Annotated in this window: 17 protein-coding genes; 6 read left to right on the top strand and 11 right to left on the bottom strand. The window is 61.5% G+C overall.

Translation table 11 applies throughout. The features are described from left to right. The first annotated feature begins 63 nt into the window (after positions 1–63). The 5 genes from ACK5NW_RS00760 (at position 64) to infA (ending at position 4072) form a co-directional block, all read left to right on the top strand. Entirely contained in the window at positions 64–372 is a 309-nt protein-coding gene (locus ACK5NW_RS00760; RefSeq protein ID WP_416924339.1) for a putative signal transducing protein, read from the top strand. Between the two features lie 113 nt (positions 373–485). Beyond that, positions 486–1259, top strand: coding sequence for a tetratricopeptide repeat protein (locus ACK5NW_RS00765; RefSeq protein WP_416924340.1), 774 nt, complete (start codon positions 486–488; stop codon positions 1257–1259). 78 nt (positions 1260–1337) lie between these two features. Continuing rightward, positions 1338–2735 carry an FAD-dependent oxidoreductase gene (locus ACK5NW_RS00770; protein WP_416924341.1) on the top strand — a complete coding sequence of 466 codons (1398 nt, stop codon included), beginning with the start codon at positions 1338–1340 and terminating at the stop codon, positions 2733–2735. A gap of 26 nt (positions 2736–2761) precedes the next feature. Next, the gene (locus tag ACK5NW_RS00775; protein WP_416924342.1) at positions 2762–3466 is read left to right on the top strand and encodes a hypothetical protein; all 705 of its coding nucleotides are present in this window, start codon (positions 2762–2764) and stop codon (positions 3464–3466) included. A 336-nt stretch (positions 3467–3802) separates the two neighbouring features. After that, complete coding sequence (infA, locus tag ACK5NW_RS00780) at positions 3803–4072, top strand: translation initiation factor IF-1 (protein WP_416924343.1); 270 nt, start codon at positions 3803–3805, stop codon at positions 4070–4072. Between the two features lie 363 nt (positions 4073–4435). On the opposite strand, the gene ACK5NW_RS00785 is transcribed toward infA, so the two are convergent. From ACK5NW_RS00785 to ACK5NW_RS00805, 5 genes are all read right to left on the bottom strand, one after another. Beyond that, positions 4436–5173: an amino acid ABC transporter ATP-binding protein gene (locus ACK5NW_RS00785; protein WP_416924372.1), complete on the bottom strand. Its 738-nt coding sequence runs from the start codon at positions 5171–5173 to the stop codon at positions 4436–4438. A 21-nt stretch (positions 5174–5194) separates the two neighbouring features. Beyond that, entirely contained in the window at positions 5195–5860 is a 666-nt protein-coding gene (locus ACK5NW_RS00790) for an amino acid ABC transporter permease (RefSeq protein ID WP_416924344.1), read from the bottom strand. A gap of 1 nt (position 5861) precedes the next feature. Then, complete coding sequence (locus ACK5NW_RS00795) at positions 5862–6623, bottom strand: amino acid ABC transporter permease (RefSeq protein WP_416924345.1); 762 nt, start codon at positions 6621–6623, stop codon at positions 5862–5864. A 133-nt stretch (positions 6624–6756) separates the two neighbouring features. Then, entirely contained in the window at positions 6757–7653 is an 897-nt protein-coding gene (locus tag ACK5NW_RS00800) for a transporter substrate-binding domain-containing protein (RefSeq protein ID WP_416924346.1), read from the bottom strand. A 167-nt stretch (positions 7654–7820) separates the two neighbouring features. Further along, positions 7821–9653 carry an ABCB family ABC transporter ATP-binding protein/permease gene (locus ACK5NW_RS00805; RefSeq protein ID WP_416924347.1) on the bottom strand — a complete coding sequence of 611 codons (1833 nt, stop codon included), beginning with the start codon at positions 9651–9653 and terminating at the stop codon, positions 7821–7823. A 44-nt stretch (positions 9654–9697) separates the two neighbouring features. On the opposite strand from ACK5NW_RS00805, the gene ACK5NW_RS00810 reads away from it, so the two are divergent. Beyond that, positions 9698–10183, top strand: coding sequence for an acyl-CoA thioesterase (locus tag ACK5NW_RS00810; RefSeq protein WP_416924348.1), 486 nt, complete (start codon positions 9698–9700; stop codon positions 10181–10183). Positions 10184–10267: 84 nt separating this feature from the next. Here ACK5NW_RS00810 and ACK5NW_RS00815 read toward each other — a convergent pair whose 3' ends face one another. The 6 genes from ACK5NW_RS00815 to ACK5NW_RS00840 all read right to left on the bottom strand — a co-directional run bounded on the left by ACK5NW_RS00815 (position 10268) and on the right by ACK5NW_RS00840 (position 15252). Next, positions 10268–10753, bottom strand: a complete 486-nt coding sequence (locus ACK5NW_RS00815; RefSeq protein WP_416924349.1) for a thioesterase family protein — start codon at positions 10751–10753, stop codon at positions 10268–10270. Between the two features lie 132 nt (positions 10754–10885). After that, entirely contained in the window at positions 10886–11671 is a 786-nt protein-coding gene (locus ACK5NW_RS00820) for an enoyl-CoA hydratase (protein ID WP_416924350.1), read from the bottom strand. Between the two features lie 18 nt (positions 11672–11689). Beyond that, positions 11690–12541: an acyl-CoA thioesterase gene (locus ACK5NW_RS00825; RefSeq protein ID WP_416924351.1), complete on the bottom strand. Its 852-nt coding sequence runs from the start codon at positions 12539–12541 to the stop codon at positions 11690–11692. 59 nt (positions 12542–12600) lie between these two features. Beyond that, positions 12601–13551 (bottom strand): serine aminopeptidase domain-containing protein, encoded by a 951-nt coding sequence (locus ACK5NW_RS00830; protein WP_416924373.1) that lies wholly within the window; start codon positions 13549–13551, stop codon positions 12601–12603. A gap of 52 nt (positions 13552–13603) precedes the next feature. Beyond that, positions 13604–14809, bottom strand: a complete 1206-nt coding sequence (locus tag ACK5NW_RS00835) for an acetyl-CoA C-acyltransferase (protein WP_416924352.1) — start codon at positions 14807–14809, stop codon at positions 13604–13606. Next, positions 14806–15252: an endonuclease domain-containing protein gene (locus tag ACK5NW_RS00840; protein ID WP_416924353.1), complete on the bottom strand. Its 447-nt coding sequence runs from the start codon at positions 15250–15252 to the stop codon at positions 14806–14808. Before ACK5NW_RS00840 ends, ACK5NW_RS00835 begins: the two co-directional genes overlap by 4 nt. Positions 15253–15255 lie beyond the last annotated feature (3 nt).

Here is a 15255-nt window from a genome sequence, read left to right on the forward strand (position 1 = left end):
GTTCAAAGTGCGGTCTACCAGTGGACTGACGTTATCGACAACACCTCATCTCGGCACCGCCCCATGCACCGCCTGATGCAGGCCCCCAACGCCGCCATCGCCCAAATCTGGGCCGATTTGCTGTGCGAAGCCGGTTACCCCACGGTGGTCGAGCGCCGCTATTTGAACGGCCTGGCAGGCGAGCTGCCGCCCGACCAGTGCCTGCCCGAGCTGTGGCTGCGCCACCCTGAGCATGAAACTGCCGCGCGCGCTCTGCTGGCCGAGCTGGAACGCCTGCCCCAGCGGCGCTGGACATGCGCAGGCTGCGGCGAGCTGGTCGAAGGCGGCTTTGACCAATGTTGGGCCTGTGGGGCCTGGGCACCGGCAGCCTGATGCCACGTACAGAGCGCCACATACAACGCCGCACGCCGCCACGCTGGCACCACCCGAGCGCTATCATTGCCGCGCTTGACCACACCATCATTTAATAAAGGGAGCTTTGCGCCATGCCATTTGCCGGTTTAGGACTGCACGTTGTGCTGGCCGTGCTGTGCGCCATCCACGCGGTGCGCACGGGCCAGAACACGTATTGGCTGTTTATCCTTTTTGCGTTTCCGCTGCTGGGCAGCGCGGTGTACTTTTTTGCCATCTATCTGCCCAATTCGCGCTTGCAGCGCCATGCGGGCAAGGTAGTGTCGGCCGCCGTACGCGCCATCGATCCCCAGCGCGAGGTGCGCGAAGCGCGCACCGCGTTTGAAGACACGCCCACGGCGCAAAACCAGATGCGCCTGGCCGCTGCTTTGCTGGATGTGGGAGACGCGCCGGGTGCCGTGCAGCAATACGAGCAATGCCTGCGCGGCCCCTTTGCCACCGACCCCGAAGTTCGCCTGGGCACCGCCCGCGCCTACGTCGGCTGCGAGCGCTATGCCGACGCCCTGCGCCAGCTGGAGCCGCTGCGCACCGAGCGGCCTGATTACTATCCCGAAGCCGTGTCGTTGCTCATCGCCCGCGCGCTGGCCGGCACCGGGCGCGCGGCCGAGGCGCAGCAAGAATACGCATCGGCCATGGACAAATTTGGCACCTATGAGGCCAAGGCCGAATACGCCATCTGGGCCTACGCCACGGGCGACACCGCCACCGCCCAGCGCCTGCACGCCGAGCTGGAAAAAATCTCTGCCCGCTGGGGCCCGCAAACACGCGAATTGAACGCCCCGGTGTTTCAGCGCCTGAAGACAGCACGCGCACTGGCCAGCAAGCCATCAGCCGAATCACGGGGATAGCTCAAAATGCTACTGTTTATATAGCTTTTATCGCTTTCTGGTACTGCAAAAAAACAGCCCAAACAATCAACAAACACAATGCCGTCTACGGCCCATCCCGCCACCCTGACCGAACCCGCTCGCCAGACACCGGTATTTGGCGAATTTGACGTGGTGGTGCTGGGCGGTGGCCCGGCGGGCATCATGGCGGCCACAGCGGCGGCGCGCGCGGGCTGCCGCACACTGCTGGTAAAAGCCTACGGCTTTCTGGGCGGCATGGGCACGGCAGCGGGGGTGACCAATTTCTGTGGCCTGCACGCGAACGTATTCGGCCACATCCAGCAGGTGGTGCACGGCTTGGCAGACGAGCTGCTGGGTCACATGCGCGCGCTGGGCGGGTTGAACGAACCACATTTATTGTTTGACGGTCGCATCGCCGCGCAGGCTTACGACAACGCGGCCTTCAAGCTGGCAGCCGATGCGCTGGTGCTGGGCAGCAAAGCGCAGGTGCTGTTTCATGCGCAGGCGGTGGGGGCGCTGATGCGTGCGCCTGGCGAAATCAAGGCGCTGCTGATTGAAACCAAGTCAGGCCGCCAGGCGGTGCTGGGGCGAATGTTCATTGACGCTTCAGGCGACGGCGATCTGACGGCGTGGGCGGGCGCTGATTTTGAAAAAGGCGACGATTCCACCAGCGGCAACGCCATGATGTACCCATCCACCATGTTCCGCATTCACGGTGTGGATGCGGCACGTGCGGGCGATGCCTGGAACCACTTTGACCCGCTGATGGCACGCGCCGAGCGCGACGGTCTGCGCTTTGCACGTAAAGCGCCCATTATTCGCCCGCAAAAAAATCCTGCGGAGTGGCGCGCCAATGTCACCCAACTGGCCAACGCCGACGGCAGTCCGGTTGACGGTACCGATGCGCGCCAACTCAGCGCGGCCGAAGTACAGGGCCGCCAGCAAATCGCCCAGTTCATGACCTTTTTGCGCAGCTACGCGCCAGGCTTTGAAAATGCTTATCTGCTGGAAATTGCCCCGCAGGTGGGCGTGCGCGAAACTCGCCGCGTACTGGGCGACTACCAGTTGACTGAGACCGACGTGCTGCAATGCGCCAGTTTTGACGACAGCATCGGCGTCAACGGCTGGATGGTGGAAGACCATGTGGCGGGCGATGTGCAATTTCGCTTTGCCGACATCCCGCAGGTGCGCGGCTTCAACCACTTGCCCTGGCGCATGCTGCTGCCGCGCGGACAGAGCAACCTATTGGTGGCTGGGCGCTGCGCGTCGATGACGCACGGTGGCCAGTCAGCGGCACGCGTGTCGGGCGGCTGCTTCGTGATGGGACAGGCAGCGGGCACGGGTGCTGCGCTGGCGCTGCAAGCGGGCGTGTCGCCGCGCCAAATCGACGTGGCTGCACTGCAAGCGCGGTTGCGCCATGAAGGCACGTATTTGGGGCTGGACGGCATCGGCAAACTGGACGCACCAATTCAATAAAATCAAGCCTTACTTGCCGTGCCACCATGAAGCCCGACACTCTTAGCTCTGACGACCGCCCTCTTTTGCCACCTGAGTCTTCTGCTGGCACCAGCCTGGGTCGCTGGATCGTGAACATGGTGACGCTGGCCTTGCTGGGCGTGGGTGCTTACATGGCCTATAACTGGCTGGTGGGTGACATTGCTCGCCGCCGCGCCGTGGCCGTTAATGCCGAAGTCACAGCCCCTGCGCCCATGGAGGCAACCCACGCCACCGCACCCACACCGCCCGCATCAGTGCCCAATACATCCCCCCTGGTGTCCGATTCCAGCCAGGGCATGATCGCCCCGGCCGTGATAGGTGGTGCGGTCAACAAATGTGTGGTGGACGGTCACGTCACCTACACCAACGCTCCCTGCCCTGAAGCTGCCAATCCGCCGCCGCCGCCTGGAGTCACCGGCATGGACGCCAACGGTGTGGCCGGATCAACCGGTAGCAGCGCAACCACCACAGTGGCGCAACCTGTCGCGTTCAGCACACCAGGCCAGCAGCAGGCCGATTGCAACTTTCTGGTGGCCGAGGTGACCCGGCTAGATTACGAATTTCAGCAACCCCTGCCCCCGCCGGTGCTCGACCATATCGCCACCCGTCTGGTCGATCTGCGCAGCCATGCCGAAGCTATCCAATGCGCCGTGCCCGCAGCCCGCCAAAGCGCGCCTGCGAAGGTGGTGGACGAAAAAGTCGGTACCTGAAACTACCACCAGCCAGCCGTTCGATGTGTGGTTTGAACCACACAAAAATGACCTCGTGATTTATAATGCGCAGTTCGTCAGACCATCGGTAGCCAGCGCGGCGGTGTGGGCTGTGCGCGGCCCAGGTGGAGGGTTTGCGGCGCAGAACATGCTTCAACGCATTGATTTCTGACCATTGCTGGAAATGGCTTTTAGGTTCCACGGACGAACAATTTTGAGTCTTTCAGCACCCCCATTTTTCCGGCCACCGTCAATCTCCGTCGCGCTATCGCCTGCGTCCAGAAGGCGCGGCAGGGAGGTCAGATTTATGTGCAGGACGCACAAGGAGAGGCCCGCATGGCCAAGGAAGAACTGATCGAGATGCAAGGCATCGTCAACGAAGTGCTGCCAGACACGCGCTTTCGCGTCACACTGGACAACGGCCATGAGCTGGTGGCCTATTCAGCCGGCAAAATGAAAAAAAATCGCATCCGCATTCTGGCGGGCGACCGCGTGTCGCTGGAGATGTCGCCTTATGACCTGAGCAAGGGCCGCATCAACTTCCGCCACCTGGAGCGCCGCACTGATGGCCCACCGCCGGGCGGACAAGGCCAGCGCCGCCGTTGAAGCACGGCACGGGCGTAGCACCAGAGACCGCGCTCGCGATGTAGCAGGTATATCCTGTCGCACCAATCAAAGGCCCTTTGACGAGGGCCTTTTCAATTTCAAACGCTGTCGCTGGCATAGCCTCCTGCGCCTACCCATCCGTTACTGCAAGCATTTTTGGGCAAGCGTGCTTCACGCTGCGGCAAGGAGCATCCGTACATCCCACCTTTTCTCCCACCCGCGAGCAAACCCAAGGTCGCAAAACTGACCACCACCCGAGCATCACTGTGGCCAAGAAATCTCCAAGCAATAGCGGAGTCTTCTTGAGGCGATAGAGAAGCAACGCGAAGCTTGGGCAGCCTGGGAGCAGGCTTTGTACCGATATCAATGGTTCAATATCTTGCTCAAAAAATCTTTGGTGCGCGGCTGACGCGCCTCGGGGTTGCCAAAGAACTCGTCTTTGGAACAATCTTCCAGAATGTGGCCGCCCACGTCGATGAAGATCACCCGGCTGGCGACCTTACGTGCAAAACCCATCTCGTGCGTGACGCACATCATGGTCATGCCTTCGCCAGCCAGGCTGACCATCACGTCCAGCACCTCGCCCACCATCTCAGGATCGAGCGCAGAAGTAGGTTCGTCGAACAGCATCACCACCGGATCCATCGACAGCGCACGCGCAATCGCCACACGCTGCTGCTGGCCGCCTGACAATTGACCGGGAAACTTGTCCTTGTGCGCCATCAAACCCACACGGTCAAGCATTTTCAGACCGCGCGCTTTGGCTTCGTCGGCGCTGCGGCCCAGCACCTTGACCTGTGCAATCGTCAGGTTTTCGGTCACCGACAAGTGCGGAAACAGCTCGAAGTGCTGGAACACCATGCCCACCTGGCTGCGCAGTTTCGGCAGATTGGTCTTGGGATCAGACAGCGAGATGTCGTTGACCACGATTTCGCCTTTTTGATACGGCTCCAGCGCGTTCACGGTTTTGATGAGCGTGGATTTGCCCGAGCCAGAAGGCCCGCACACCACCACCACATCGCCCTTGTCGATGTTGACCGAGCAGTCGCTGAGCACCTGCACCGGGCCGTACCACTTGGACACGTTTTTAATTTGAATCATGTGATCGGACATGAATAACCTCTATCGAATGATGGCGATCTTGCGGTGAATCCGCTTGACGACGGCAGACAGCGAAAAGCAAATGACAAAGTAGGTCACAGCGGCCAGCAGGTACATCTCGATCGGGCGACCATAGTTTTTGCCTGCCGTCTCGAAGCCCTTGAGCAGGTCATACGCACCGATGGCGTACACCAGCGAGGTGTCCTGGAACAGAATAATGGTTTGCGTCAGCAGCACCGGCAGCATGTTGCGGAAAGCTTGCGGCAAGATCACCAACATCATATTCTGTTGATAGCTCATGCCCAGCGCTTGACCCGCAAATACCTGCCCGCGCGGGATGGACTGAATGCCCGCACGCATGATCTCGGAAAAGTACGCTGCCTCGAACGCGATAAAGGTCACGAAGGCCGAATACTCCGCCCCAATGGGCCGTCCGATGATGAAGGGCACCAGCAGGAAGAACCACAGAATCACCATCACCAACGGGATGGAACGCATGCCGTTGACGTAGATGGCGGCGGGCGCGTCCAGCCACTTTTTGCCCGACAGACGCATCAAGGCCAGCAAGGTGCCAAAGAAAATGCCGCCCAGCGTAGCCACCGCCGTCAGCACGATGCTGAACCACAGCCCTTTGAGGATAAAACCTTGAATCAGCTGCCAATTGACCAGGGAAAAATCGAGGTTCATTTCAATGCCCCCCCGCCCCAGCGCCCGACGCAACAAAGCCCGGAACACGTGCGCGCTTTTCAATGAAGGCCATGATGCGGTTGATGACCAGCGCTGAAATCACGTACAGCACTGTGACAGCCAGATAAACCTCGACCGGGCGTGAAGTCTCTTCACCCACCTGCATGGCGTACTGGGTCAGCTCAGAGATCGACACCGCAAACGCCACCGACGAGTTTTTGAAGATGTTCATCGATTCGCTGGTCAGCGGCGGAATGATGATGCGGTACGCCATCGGCAAGATCACATAGCGGTAATACTGCGGCGTGGTAAAGCCCAGGGCCATGCCCGCATACCGCTGCCCCTTGGGCAAAGCCTGAATGCCTGCGCGCACCTGCTCGGCAATGCGCGCCGAGGTAAACAAACCCAATGCCAGCACCACCAGCACGAAAGGCGGCAAAGCCTGCATGGGCGTGATGATCGACGGTGCCACGAAATACCAGCAAAAAATCTGCACCAGCAGCGGAATGTTGCGAAACCACTCCACCCAGGCATTGCCAAAGCGCACCAGCCACGGGCTGTCGGGCAAAGTGCGCATCACGCCAATGATGGATCCCGCCACCAAGGCCACCAGCAGCGCCGTCAGCGACACGCCCACTGTCCAGCCCCAGGCTTTGAAAATCCAGTCGAGGTACGTGAAGTCCTGGCCCGTGCCGAAGCAGCCAGAAATCGCGTCGCCTGTCACGGTGTCCTGACAGAACACCGCCCAGTTCATGTTCAGCATTGCATGCCTCCGCTCCTCAAATCATTCCAGAAAAAGCCTGTGGCCGTTCAACCAAAAACGCCCGCCAGATCACATGCCTGACGGGCGCTTAAGTTCAGCAGGCCCATGAATCATCAGCCTGCATCACCCAAGATCACTTCTTGGCGTAGTCTTCCATCGGCTTGTCGTTGGGGTTGGCCCACGCGGCCTTGGTGCTTTCAGACAAAGGCATATTCAGCGTTACGTTGTTCGGCGGAATCGGCTGCATGAACCACTTGTCATACAACTTGGCCAGCGAGCCATCCTTGATCTGGCGCTTGATGCTCTCGTCTATGGCGGTCTTCATTTTTGGGTCGTCCTTGCGCAGCATGCAGGCAATTGGCTCAACGTTCACCACCTCGCCCACGATGGCGAAGTCTTTGGGCGACTTGGACTTGGCGATGTTGGCCGCCAGGATAGAGCCGTCCATCACAAACGCATCGGCGCGGCCAGACTCCAGCAGCAAAAAGCTGTCGGCATGGTCTTTGCCCATGACTTCCTTGAAATTCACACCCTCACCGCGCTCGTGCTTGCGCAGGTGCTGCACCGACGTGGTGCCTGTAGTCACCGCCACGGTCTTGCCATCCAGATCCTTGATGGACTTGATGCCCGAGTTGGCCTTGGTCGCAATGCGCACTTCTTCCACATAGGTGGTCACCGCAAATGCCACGTCTTTTTGGCGCGTGGCGTTATTGGTGGTGGATCCGCATTCAAAGTCGATGGTGCCGTTTTGCAGCAGCGGAATGCGGTTTTGCGAGGTGATGACCTGATGCTTGATCTTCAGCGGTGCGCCCACCTGTTTGCTCAGGTCGTCAATGATGCGTTCGGCCATCTCTGTATGAAAGCCGACGTATTTGCCGCCACCAATGGTGAAGCCCAGACCAGAGGAATCCCGAACGCCCAGACTCACTTCACCGCTGGCTTTGATCTTCGCCAGCGTGTCATTCGATTGCGCATAGGCCGCACCCGCTGCCAACGCAAAAACCGTCAAGGCCATGATGTGCTTTTTCATTCGAAATACCCTTTCACAAAATATAAATAGCGGTGAACTGACTCGCCACCCCTACAACGCCATTCTACGGACGCGGCACTCATGGTTAACCCCATTGTGGTGCGCGCCTGTCTTGTTTTTGGTGCGCTTTCTTGCCCTACAAACGGGGGGCGAGTGCTGAACCCATTTCAATCGCTCACACTCGCATGCCCGGCATGCTGCTGCAATGCCCACATGCGTGCATAAACGCCTTGCGCAGCCAGTAATGCAGGATGCGTGCCACGCTCGACAATGCGTCCTTGCGCCATCACCAGGATCTCGTGCGCATCCACTACCGTCGATAAACGGTGCGCAATCACCAGCGTGGTCTTGCCTTCAGCGGCGCGCTGCAATTCGCGTTGAATGGCGCGTTCATTGGCCGAGTCGAGCGCACTGGTGGCTTCATCAAAAATCAGAATGGGCGGATTTTTGAGCAGCGTACGCGCGATGGCGATGCGCTGCTTTTCGCCGCCGGACAGTTTCAGCCCGCGCTCGCCCACCATGGTCTGGTAGCCGTGCGGTGTGCTCATGATGAAGTCGTGGATATGCGCCGCACGCGCAGCGGCTTGCACCTCGGCATCGGTGGCATCGGTGCGGCCATAACGGATGTTGTAGGCCACCGTGTCGTTGAACAACACCGTATCCTGCGGCACGATGCCGATGGCATGGCGCACGCTGGCCTGCGTGACATGGCGAACGTCTTGTCCGGCAACCAGAACCGATCCTTGCTGGGCGTCGTAAAAGCGGTAAAGCAACCGGCCGAGCGTGGATTTGCCCGCGCCTGACGGCCCCACCACCGCCACCGTCCGGCCTGCAGGGATATGAAAGCTCACGCCCGACAAAATCGGCCGATCCGCTTCATAAGCGAAAGACACGTCGTCAAAGCGCACGTCCACCGGGCCGTTGGTGTGCAGCGGCTGCGCACCGGACGCGTCAGCCACTTCGCGCGGGCTGTCCAGCAGGCGGAACATCTTGTCCACATCGGTCAGGTTTTGCTTGAGACTGCGGTAGATCGTGCCCAGAAAATTGAGCGGGATGTAAAGCTGGATCATGAAAGCGTTGATCATCACCAAATCGCCCAGCGTCAGGCGGCCATCGGCCACGCCTTGGGTAGCGCGCCACAGCACCGCCACCAAAGCCGTGGCGATGATGATTTGCTGTCCCGTGTTCAGCAGCGACAGCGAGGTCTGGCTTTTCAACCGGGCCAGACGCAGCTTTTCCAGGCTGTCGTCGTAACGGCGTGCCTCGAAGTGTTCGTTACCAAAATATTTGACCGTTTCATAGTTGATCAGCGTGTCGATAGCCTTGGTGTGCGCGGCCGAATCAAACTCGTTGGCTTGCCTGCGAAACTGCGTGCGCCACTCGGTCACGCTCACCGTAAAAACGATGTAGATCGCCAGGGCGGCCCCGGTGATCCACGCAAACCCAGCGTCAAAGCGCAGCGCCAAAATACCCAACACCAGCACCAGCTCCACCAGTGTGGGCACGATCGAATAAAGCGAAAACGACACCAGCGACTCCATGCCGCGCACACCGCGTTCGATGTCGCGCGTCATGCCGCCGGTTTGCCGCTCCAGGTGAAAACGCAGACTCAAGCCATGCAGGTGCTCAAACGTTTGCAGCGCAATGTGCCGTGCGGCACCTTGCGTGGCCTTGGCAAACACCAACTCGCGCAACTCGGTAAATATCGATGTCAACAGCCGCAACAGCCCGTAAGCCAGCAGCAGCCCCACCGGCACCACCAGCAAGGCGGCAGGCTCGCCAGGCTTGAGCGTCATGGCGTCCACCAAATTTTTCAGTAGCACCGGCACGCCCACGTTGGCCACCTTGGCACCCACCACAAACAGCAGCGCCACCACCACGCGCCATTTGTATTGCCACAGGTAAGGCGCCAGACGCCTCAGGGTGCGCCAGTCGGACTGGTGTGGGTTGGCGCTTTCAGGTGCCGGATTTGACAAAGAACGCTCGCCGTCGCCGCGCATCGTGGACAATCCTTGATTCAACTTCTTGTTCCCGGATTGTGCCCATGTCTGATTCATCCAATCCCGCCCACGCCCCGGCCCATACTCCTGCACACATTCATCTGCGCCAACCGAACACCACGCCGGTCAACGCCCCCGAAGCACAGGTACCCGCCGACCATGAGCTGGTGCTGAAGGTGATTCCCATGCCCGCCGATGCCAACGCCAACGGCGACATCTTTGGCGGCTGGGTGATGGCGCAGGTGGATCTGGCCGGGTCGGTGCTGCCCGCACGCTACGCACAAGGGCGCATGGCCACGGTAGCGGTGAACCAGTTCATCTTCAAGCAGCCGGTACGCGTGGGCGACATTTTGTCGTTCTACGCCAGGATGGAGCGCATTGGCCGCACCTCAATGACAGTCAACGTCGGCGTCTACGCCGAGCGCTTTGCCAGCCAGGGCCGCTACATCAAGGTGACCGAGGCCACTCTGACCTACGTGGCCATTGACGACCATGGCAAGCCCCGGGCGGTGCCACAAAGCCTGCTGTAGATCAAGTGCTCTGAACTTTTAAGACAAATCTGCCTTCAGCGCTTTTCCAGAAAGCGAAAGCAGCTTCTTTTTATATAGCAAAAATCAAGAAACAATGTACGCCGCAGAGCCGGTGGACAGAAGCTTGCCCGCCGCATCGCGAAATTCCATCCGCGTGGTGGCCACGCGCGAACCCAGGCGCATCACCTCGGCATGGGTGGTGAAAAACTCACCCAGTCCAGGGCGCAAATAGTCGATGCGCAAATCGATCGTGCCCAACTTGCCAAAGCGTTCCAGCCGCTTTTCAGGCGGCTCGTCCATGTGGCGCGCGCCGATAGCCGCCATCACGGCCACCCCACCCATGGCGTCCAGCGTGGCGCTGATCACACCGCCATGCAGACGCTGATGGCCAAAGTGACCAATCAGCTCGGGACGCATATCGACGCGGCCACTGACGTGGTCGGCGGCAATGTCGATCAGCTTCAGGCCCAGCACCTGGTTGAACACGATCAGCTCTTCAAAAATGTGGCGCAGGCGCTGCGTGAACTCAGGCTCAAACGGCACGGGCGGTGTGGGGGCATGCCGGGTCATGGTGCGGTCATCTTCATATAGAGGCGTTTGAGTCTTGATCAGATTTCAGCATTGGCTGAAATCCGGCTTGCGCTTTTATCGAAAGCTGCGCACGCCGCTGCGCGGCCTCGCACCTGACGGTGCGCTCAGATTTCAGCATTGGCTGAAATCCGGCTTGCGCTTTTCCATGAAGGCGGTCATGGCTTCGCGGGCGGCGGGCAAGGGCAGCAGGCGGGCGAATTCGGCGTTTTCTTCGTCCATGCGGCGCTGTACGGCGTCTTGCACATCGCCTTTCATCAAACGCTTGATCGCCACCACGCTGGACAGCGGCTTGGCCGCCAGTTTGTGCGCCTGCGCTTGCGCCAATGCGTTGCATTCGGCGGGCGGCACCACCCGGTTGACCAGGCCGACCTCCAGCGCGGCCTCGGCCATGAAAGGCTCGCCCAGCAACAGCACTTCGGCCCCGCGCTGGTAACCAAACAGCCGCGGCACCAACAGGCTGGACGCCGCTTCCGGGCACAACCCCAGGTTGACGAAGGGCATGGAAAACGCCGCATTGTCGCCCGCATAGATCAAGTCGCAGTGCATCAGCAAAGTGGTGCCAATGCCCACCGCAGGGCCGCACACGGCTGCCACCACGGGTTTGGGATAGGCGGCCAGGTCACGCAAAAACCGGAACACCGCTGCTTCGCCCTGGCTGCCGTTTGATGCTTCTGTTTTTTGCATGCGCAAAAAATCTTCAATGTCGTTGCCCGCCGAGAACACGGTTTCGTGCCCCTGCATCACCAGCACGCGCACCGAATCATCGGTGGCGCTGCGTTTGACGGCCGCGGCCAGCGCTTCGTACATGGCGGTGTTGATGCTGTTTTTGCGCGCCAGCCGATTGAAGGTCAGCGTCAGTACCGCGCCGTCCTGGTGTTCCAAAATTTCCTGGGTCATAAGCCTTAATCTCCTTGCCTATTCCTTGTAGTAAACAATCTGGTGCGTGGTGGCCAGCAGGTGGCCCGCTTCGTTCCACAGCTCTGCGCTCTGGTCAAAAAAACCATTGAAAAACGATTGCGCCCGCGCCTGCCCCAGCAGCCAGCCGGTGCCGGTGGCGGCCAGCCCGTCGGCGCTGACGTGAAAGTACACCGTGATCGACACGGTGCCCGCAGGCGTCATGTGCGCGCGGCGACGCCACACGCGGGGAAAGAACACGTCCGACATGGCCGCCAGGCTGGCAAAGTCCAGCGGACGGAGCGGATCATCGCGCACCCACAGCCGGGTCACGCTGTCGGCCTCGGTGCCGTCCCACTGCATGGGCAAGCGGCCTGCGATGGCGCGCATGTCGTAACGATCGGTCCAGCGCACGCGCCCAGGTGCGGCCACGCGTTCGGTGCTCTCCGGCGCAGGAACATCGCTGGGCATGGGCGCTTCTACCGCGCTCCAGGTGCTGCGGCGCGCTGCCGTGACCGCAGTGGCTGTGACGTAGGTGGATTCCTGTCCGCCTTCATCCACCTGCACCAGCGACAGCGTCCAGTGCTGGGTGGAACGGTTGGTGCGGGCGGGCCGCGCTTCGATGCGAAAAGGCGCATCACGCAAGCCTGCGGCGTAGTTCACCGTCAGCGCCAACGGATCGCCCAGCCGGTCAGGGTGCCGCAGCACCGCTTGCAGCATTTGCGCCGCCGTCACACCGCCAAACGGCCCCACCATGTTGGCGTAGTCAGGATGGGTACGGCCTGCAAATACGCGCGCGGCCTGCGCTTGATCCGCATCAGGCGGCAGGGCTTGCAAGTCAAGCGTCAGAGCTTGGTCAAAAGGGTGTGTCATGGCTTAAAGAAATGCGGCTTGACAGAAAAATGGCGTCTTTAAACATTAGCACGCAGCCATCAACTGGCTGTCGCCCACGCGCCTGAAGGTCCATCTGAGTCAATGCCCGGCTCCGCGCCCGCCGCCACCCGCGCGTGCAGGTTGAACAAGGCATCGCGCGCATGCAGCCACAGCGTATCTTGATGGCGCGGGTGAAACCAGCCCAGGTGCCCAATGCGGGGCAGCCCAAAATCGGCTGGGGCCACACGCTCGATGCGGCTGGGCGCGCCCGCGTACAGCGCCAGCAGGCTTTGAGTACCACGCAGCGTCATCATCTCGTCGTCGGTCACCGACAGCGCCAGCACCGGAAAGCGCACTGCCGCATAGCGCGCCAGCGCCTCATCGCCCTCCGCACCGCTGTAGCGCGGGTGCAGGCACCAGCGCCGCCATTGACGAATCACGCCCGCAGGCAAGTCACCCACCGCCCCCAGCCGCCGCCCCGGAAAGTAACCGAACAAGGGGGTGAACAGCGGCACCATGCCATGCCACATGAGCAGCGCCCGTGCGCGCAAGGCAGGCGCGTTTTCGCGCCAGTAGCCGCTGCCCGAGGCCACCGACAGCAGGCCGCCGATGTGTCCGGTGCGTTCAAACAAACCCGGCAGTTGTGCGCCCAGGCTGTGACCGATCAGGGTCAGCGGCAGATCGGGCGCACGAGCGTGCAAATACTGTGTTGCCGCTTCGTAATCGGCCCGCCAATCGTCCAGCGTGGCGCGCACGCGCCGCAACTTGCCGCTATCGGCCAGCAGCAGCGATGCGCCCTGGCCCCGGTAGTCGAACGTCAGCACCCGCACGCCCTGCACAGCCAGCCAAGATGCAAACGCGGCATAACGGCTTTGCGCCACACCCATGGCCGGGGCGATCACCACCTGCCGCGTGACAGACAAGCCCGTTGGCGGCTCGAACACGTGCGCGGCGACACGGCCACCGTCAGGCGACTCGATCAACACTTCGTTTTCCACCGCATCGGTCATGGCGTTAATGGCTATGGATTGAATCGCTTGCTGCGTCATGCATGCCGCACCATCACACACGTTCAAAAATGCCCGCTGCGCCTTGCCCCATGCCCACGCACATGGTGACCATGCCGTATTTTTTGTTGTGGCGGCGCAGCGCGTGCACCACGGTGGCCGAGCGAATGGCACCCGTGGCGCCCAGCGGATGGCCAAGGGCGATGGCACCACCCATGGGGTTCACCTTGGCCGCATCCAGCCCCAGCGTGTTCATCACCGCCAGCGACTGGGCGGCAAAGGCCTCGTTCAGCTCGATCCAGTCCAGATCGTCCTGCTTCAGCCCGGCGTTCTTCAGCGCCGCCGGAATCGCCTCGATCGGGCCGATGCCCATGATCTGCGGCGGTACGCCGCGTGCGGCAAACGACACAAAGCGCGCCAGCGGCGTCAAACCAAAGCGCTTGACCGCCGTCTCGCTGGCCAGGATCAACGCCCCCGCGCCGTCGCTGGTCTGGCTGCTGTTGCCCGCCGTCACGCTGCCACGGGCGGCAAACACGGCGCGCAGTTTGGCCAGCCCTTCCAGCGTGGTGTCGGTGCGCGGGCCTTCGTCGATGTCGACCACGCGCTCGCTGGTGGCGACCTCGGCCGCCGTCAGGTTGATGCGGCGTTCGGTCACGGTGATCGGCGTGATTTCGTCCTTGAACTCACCCGCCGCGATGGCCGCCACCGCCCGCTGGTTGGACTGCAGGGCAAACGCGTCCTGCGCGGCGCGGCTCACTTTCCACTGCTGCGCCACCTTCTCGGCCGTCAGGCCCATGCCGTAGGCGATGCCGTAGTCGTCGATGTTGTTCGTGTCGGCAAAGATGGCCGGCGACAGGCTGGGCGCGTTGCCCATCATCGGCACCAGGCTCATGCTTTCCACGCCGGCGGCGATCATCACCTCGGCCTCGCCGACGCGGATGCGGTCGGCCGCCATCTGCACCGCCGACAGGCCCGAGGCGCAGAAGCGGTTCACAGTGACACCACCCACGCTTTGGGGCAACCCAGCCAGCACGGCGGCCACGCGCGCCACGTTCAGCCCCTGCTGCGCCTCGGGGATGGCGCAGCCGCAAACGATGTCCTCAATGGCCGCCGGATCCAGCCCCGGCGCCTGCGCCACGGCGACGCGCAGCACATGCGCCAGCAAATCATCCGGCCGGGTGTTCTTGAAATAGCCCTTGTGCGACTTGCCGATCGGCGTGCGCGTGGCAGCGACGATGTAGGCGTCTTGAATTTGTTTCATGACCGATGTCCTTCTGTGTCTTGCCCCCTCTCCCGTGCGCGGGAGAGGGTTGGGGTGAGGGTGGGAGAGTTCTGACAAGCCTGCACAATTCGCTCCAGCACCGCTTCGGTTTCCGTCAGCACCTCGTGGTTCCAGAACCGCAGCACGCGAAAGTCCTGCTGCTCGATGAAGCGCGTGCGCTGGGCATCGGCTGCCGCCTGTTCGACGTACTGACCACCGTCCAGCTCAATCACGAGTTGCGCCTCGATACAGGCGAAGTCGGCGAAGTACGGGCCGATGGGGCGCTGCCGGCGGAACTTGAAGCCGCCGAGGCGGCGGTCGCGCAGATGGTGCCAGAGCAGCGATTCAGCTTCGGTGGCGTTGGTGCGGAGTTCGCTGGCCCTGACCCTAACCCTCTCCCGCGCGCGGGAGAGGGAATCGGAGGCGCGCTCGACCGTCATCATCGC

This window comes from Ottowia sp., assembly GCF_047975795.1.
Lineage (GTDB): Bacteria > Pseudomonadota > Gammaproteobacteria > Burkholderiales > Burkholderiaceae_C > Ottowia.

What these genes read in the sequence shown, in the direction of transcription:
- ACK5NW_RS00810 (WP_416924348.1), top strand. Translation starts at nt 9,698, where the DNA reads ATGTCTGATTCATCCAATCCCGCCCACGCCCCGGCCCATACTCCTGCA.
- ACK5NW_RS00775 (WP_416924342.1), top strand. Translation starts at nt 2,762, where the DNA reads ATGAAGCCCGACACTCTTAGCTCTGACGACCGCCCTCTTTTGCCACCT.
- ACK5NW_RS00795 (WP_416924345.1), bottom strand. Translation starts at nt 6,623, where the DNA reads ATGCTGAACATGAACTGGGCGGTGTTCTGTCAGGACACCGTGACAGGC.
- ACK5NW_RS00830 (WP_416924373.1), bottom strand. Translation starts at nt 13,551, where the DNA reads ATGACCGATGCGGTGGAAAACGAAGTGTTGATCGAGTCGCCTGACGGT.
- ACK5NW_RS00825 (WP_416924351.1), bottom strand. Translation starts at nt 12,541, where the DNA reads ATGACACACCCTTTTGACCAAGCTCTGACGCTTGACTTGCAAGCCCTG.
- ACK5NW_RS00785 (WP_416924372.1), bottom strand. Translation starts at nt 5,173, where the DNA reads ATGATTCAAATTAAAAACGTGTCCAAGTGGTACGGCCCGGTGCAGGTG.
- ACK5NW_RS00840 (WP_416924353.1), bottom strand. Translation starts at nt 15,252, where the DNA reads ATGATGACGGTCGAGCGCGCCTCCGATTCCCTCTCCCGCGCGCGGGAG.
- ACK5NW_RS00805 (WP_416924347.1), bottom strand. Translation starts at nt 9,653, where the DNA reads ATGCGCGGCGACGGCGAGCGTTCTTTGTCAAATCCGGCACCTGAAAGC.
- infA (WP_416924343.1), top strand. Translation starts at nt 3,803, where the DNA reads ATGGCCAAGGAAGAACTGATCGAGATGCAAGGCATCGTCAACGAAGTG.
- ACK5NW_RS00790 (WP_416924344.1), bottom strand. Translation starts at nt 5,860, where the DNA reads ATGAACCTCGATTTTTCCCTGGTCAATTGGCAGCTGATTCAAGGTTTT.
- ACK5NW_RS00770 (WP_416924341.1), top strand. Translation starts at nt 1,338, where the DNA reads ATGCCGTCTACGGCCCATCCCGCCACCCTGACCGAACCCGCTCGCCAG.
- ACK5NW_RS00760 (WP_416924339.1), top strand. Translation starts at nt 64, where the DNA reads ATGCACCGCCTGATGCAGGCCCCCAACGCCGCCATCGCCCAAATCTGG.
- ACK5NW_RS00800 (WP_416924346.1), bottom strand. Translation starts at nt 7,653, where the DNA reads ATGAAAAAGCACATCATGGCCTTGACGGTTTTTGCGTTGGCAGCGGGT.
- ACK5NW_RS00835 (WP_416924352.1), bottom strand. Translation starts at nt 14,809, where the DNA reads ATGAAACAAATTCAAGACGCCTACATCGTCGCTGCCACGCGCACGCCG.
- ACK5NW_RS00815 (WP_416924349.1), bottom strand. Translation starts at nt 10,753, where the DNA reads ATGACCCGGCATGCCCCCACACCGCCCGTGCCGTTTGAGCCTGAGTTC.
- ACK5NW_RS00765 (WP_416924340.1), top strand. Translation starts at nt 486, where the DNA reads ATGCCATTTGCCGGTTTAGGACTGCACGTTGTGCTGGCCGTGCTGTGC.
- ACK5NW_RS00820 (WP_416924350.1), bottom strand. Translation starts at nt 11,671, where the DNA reads ATGACCCAGGAAATTTTGGAACACCAGGACGGCGCGGTACTGACGCTG.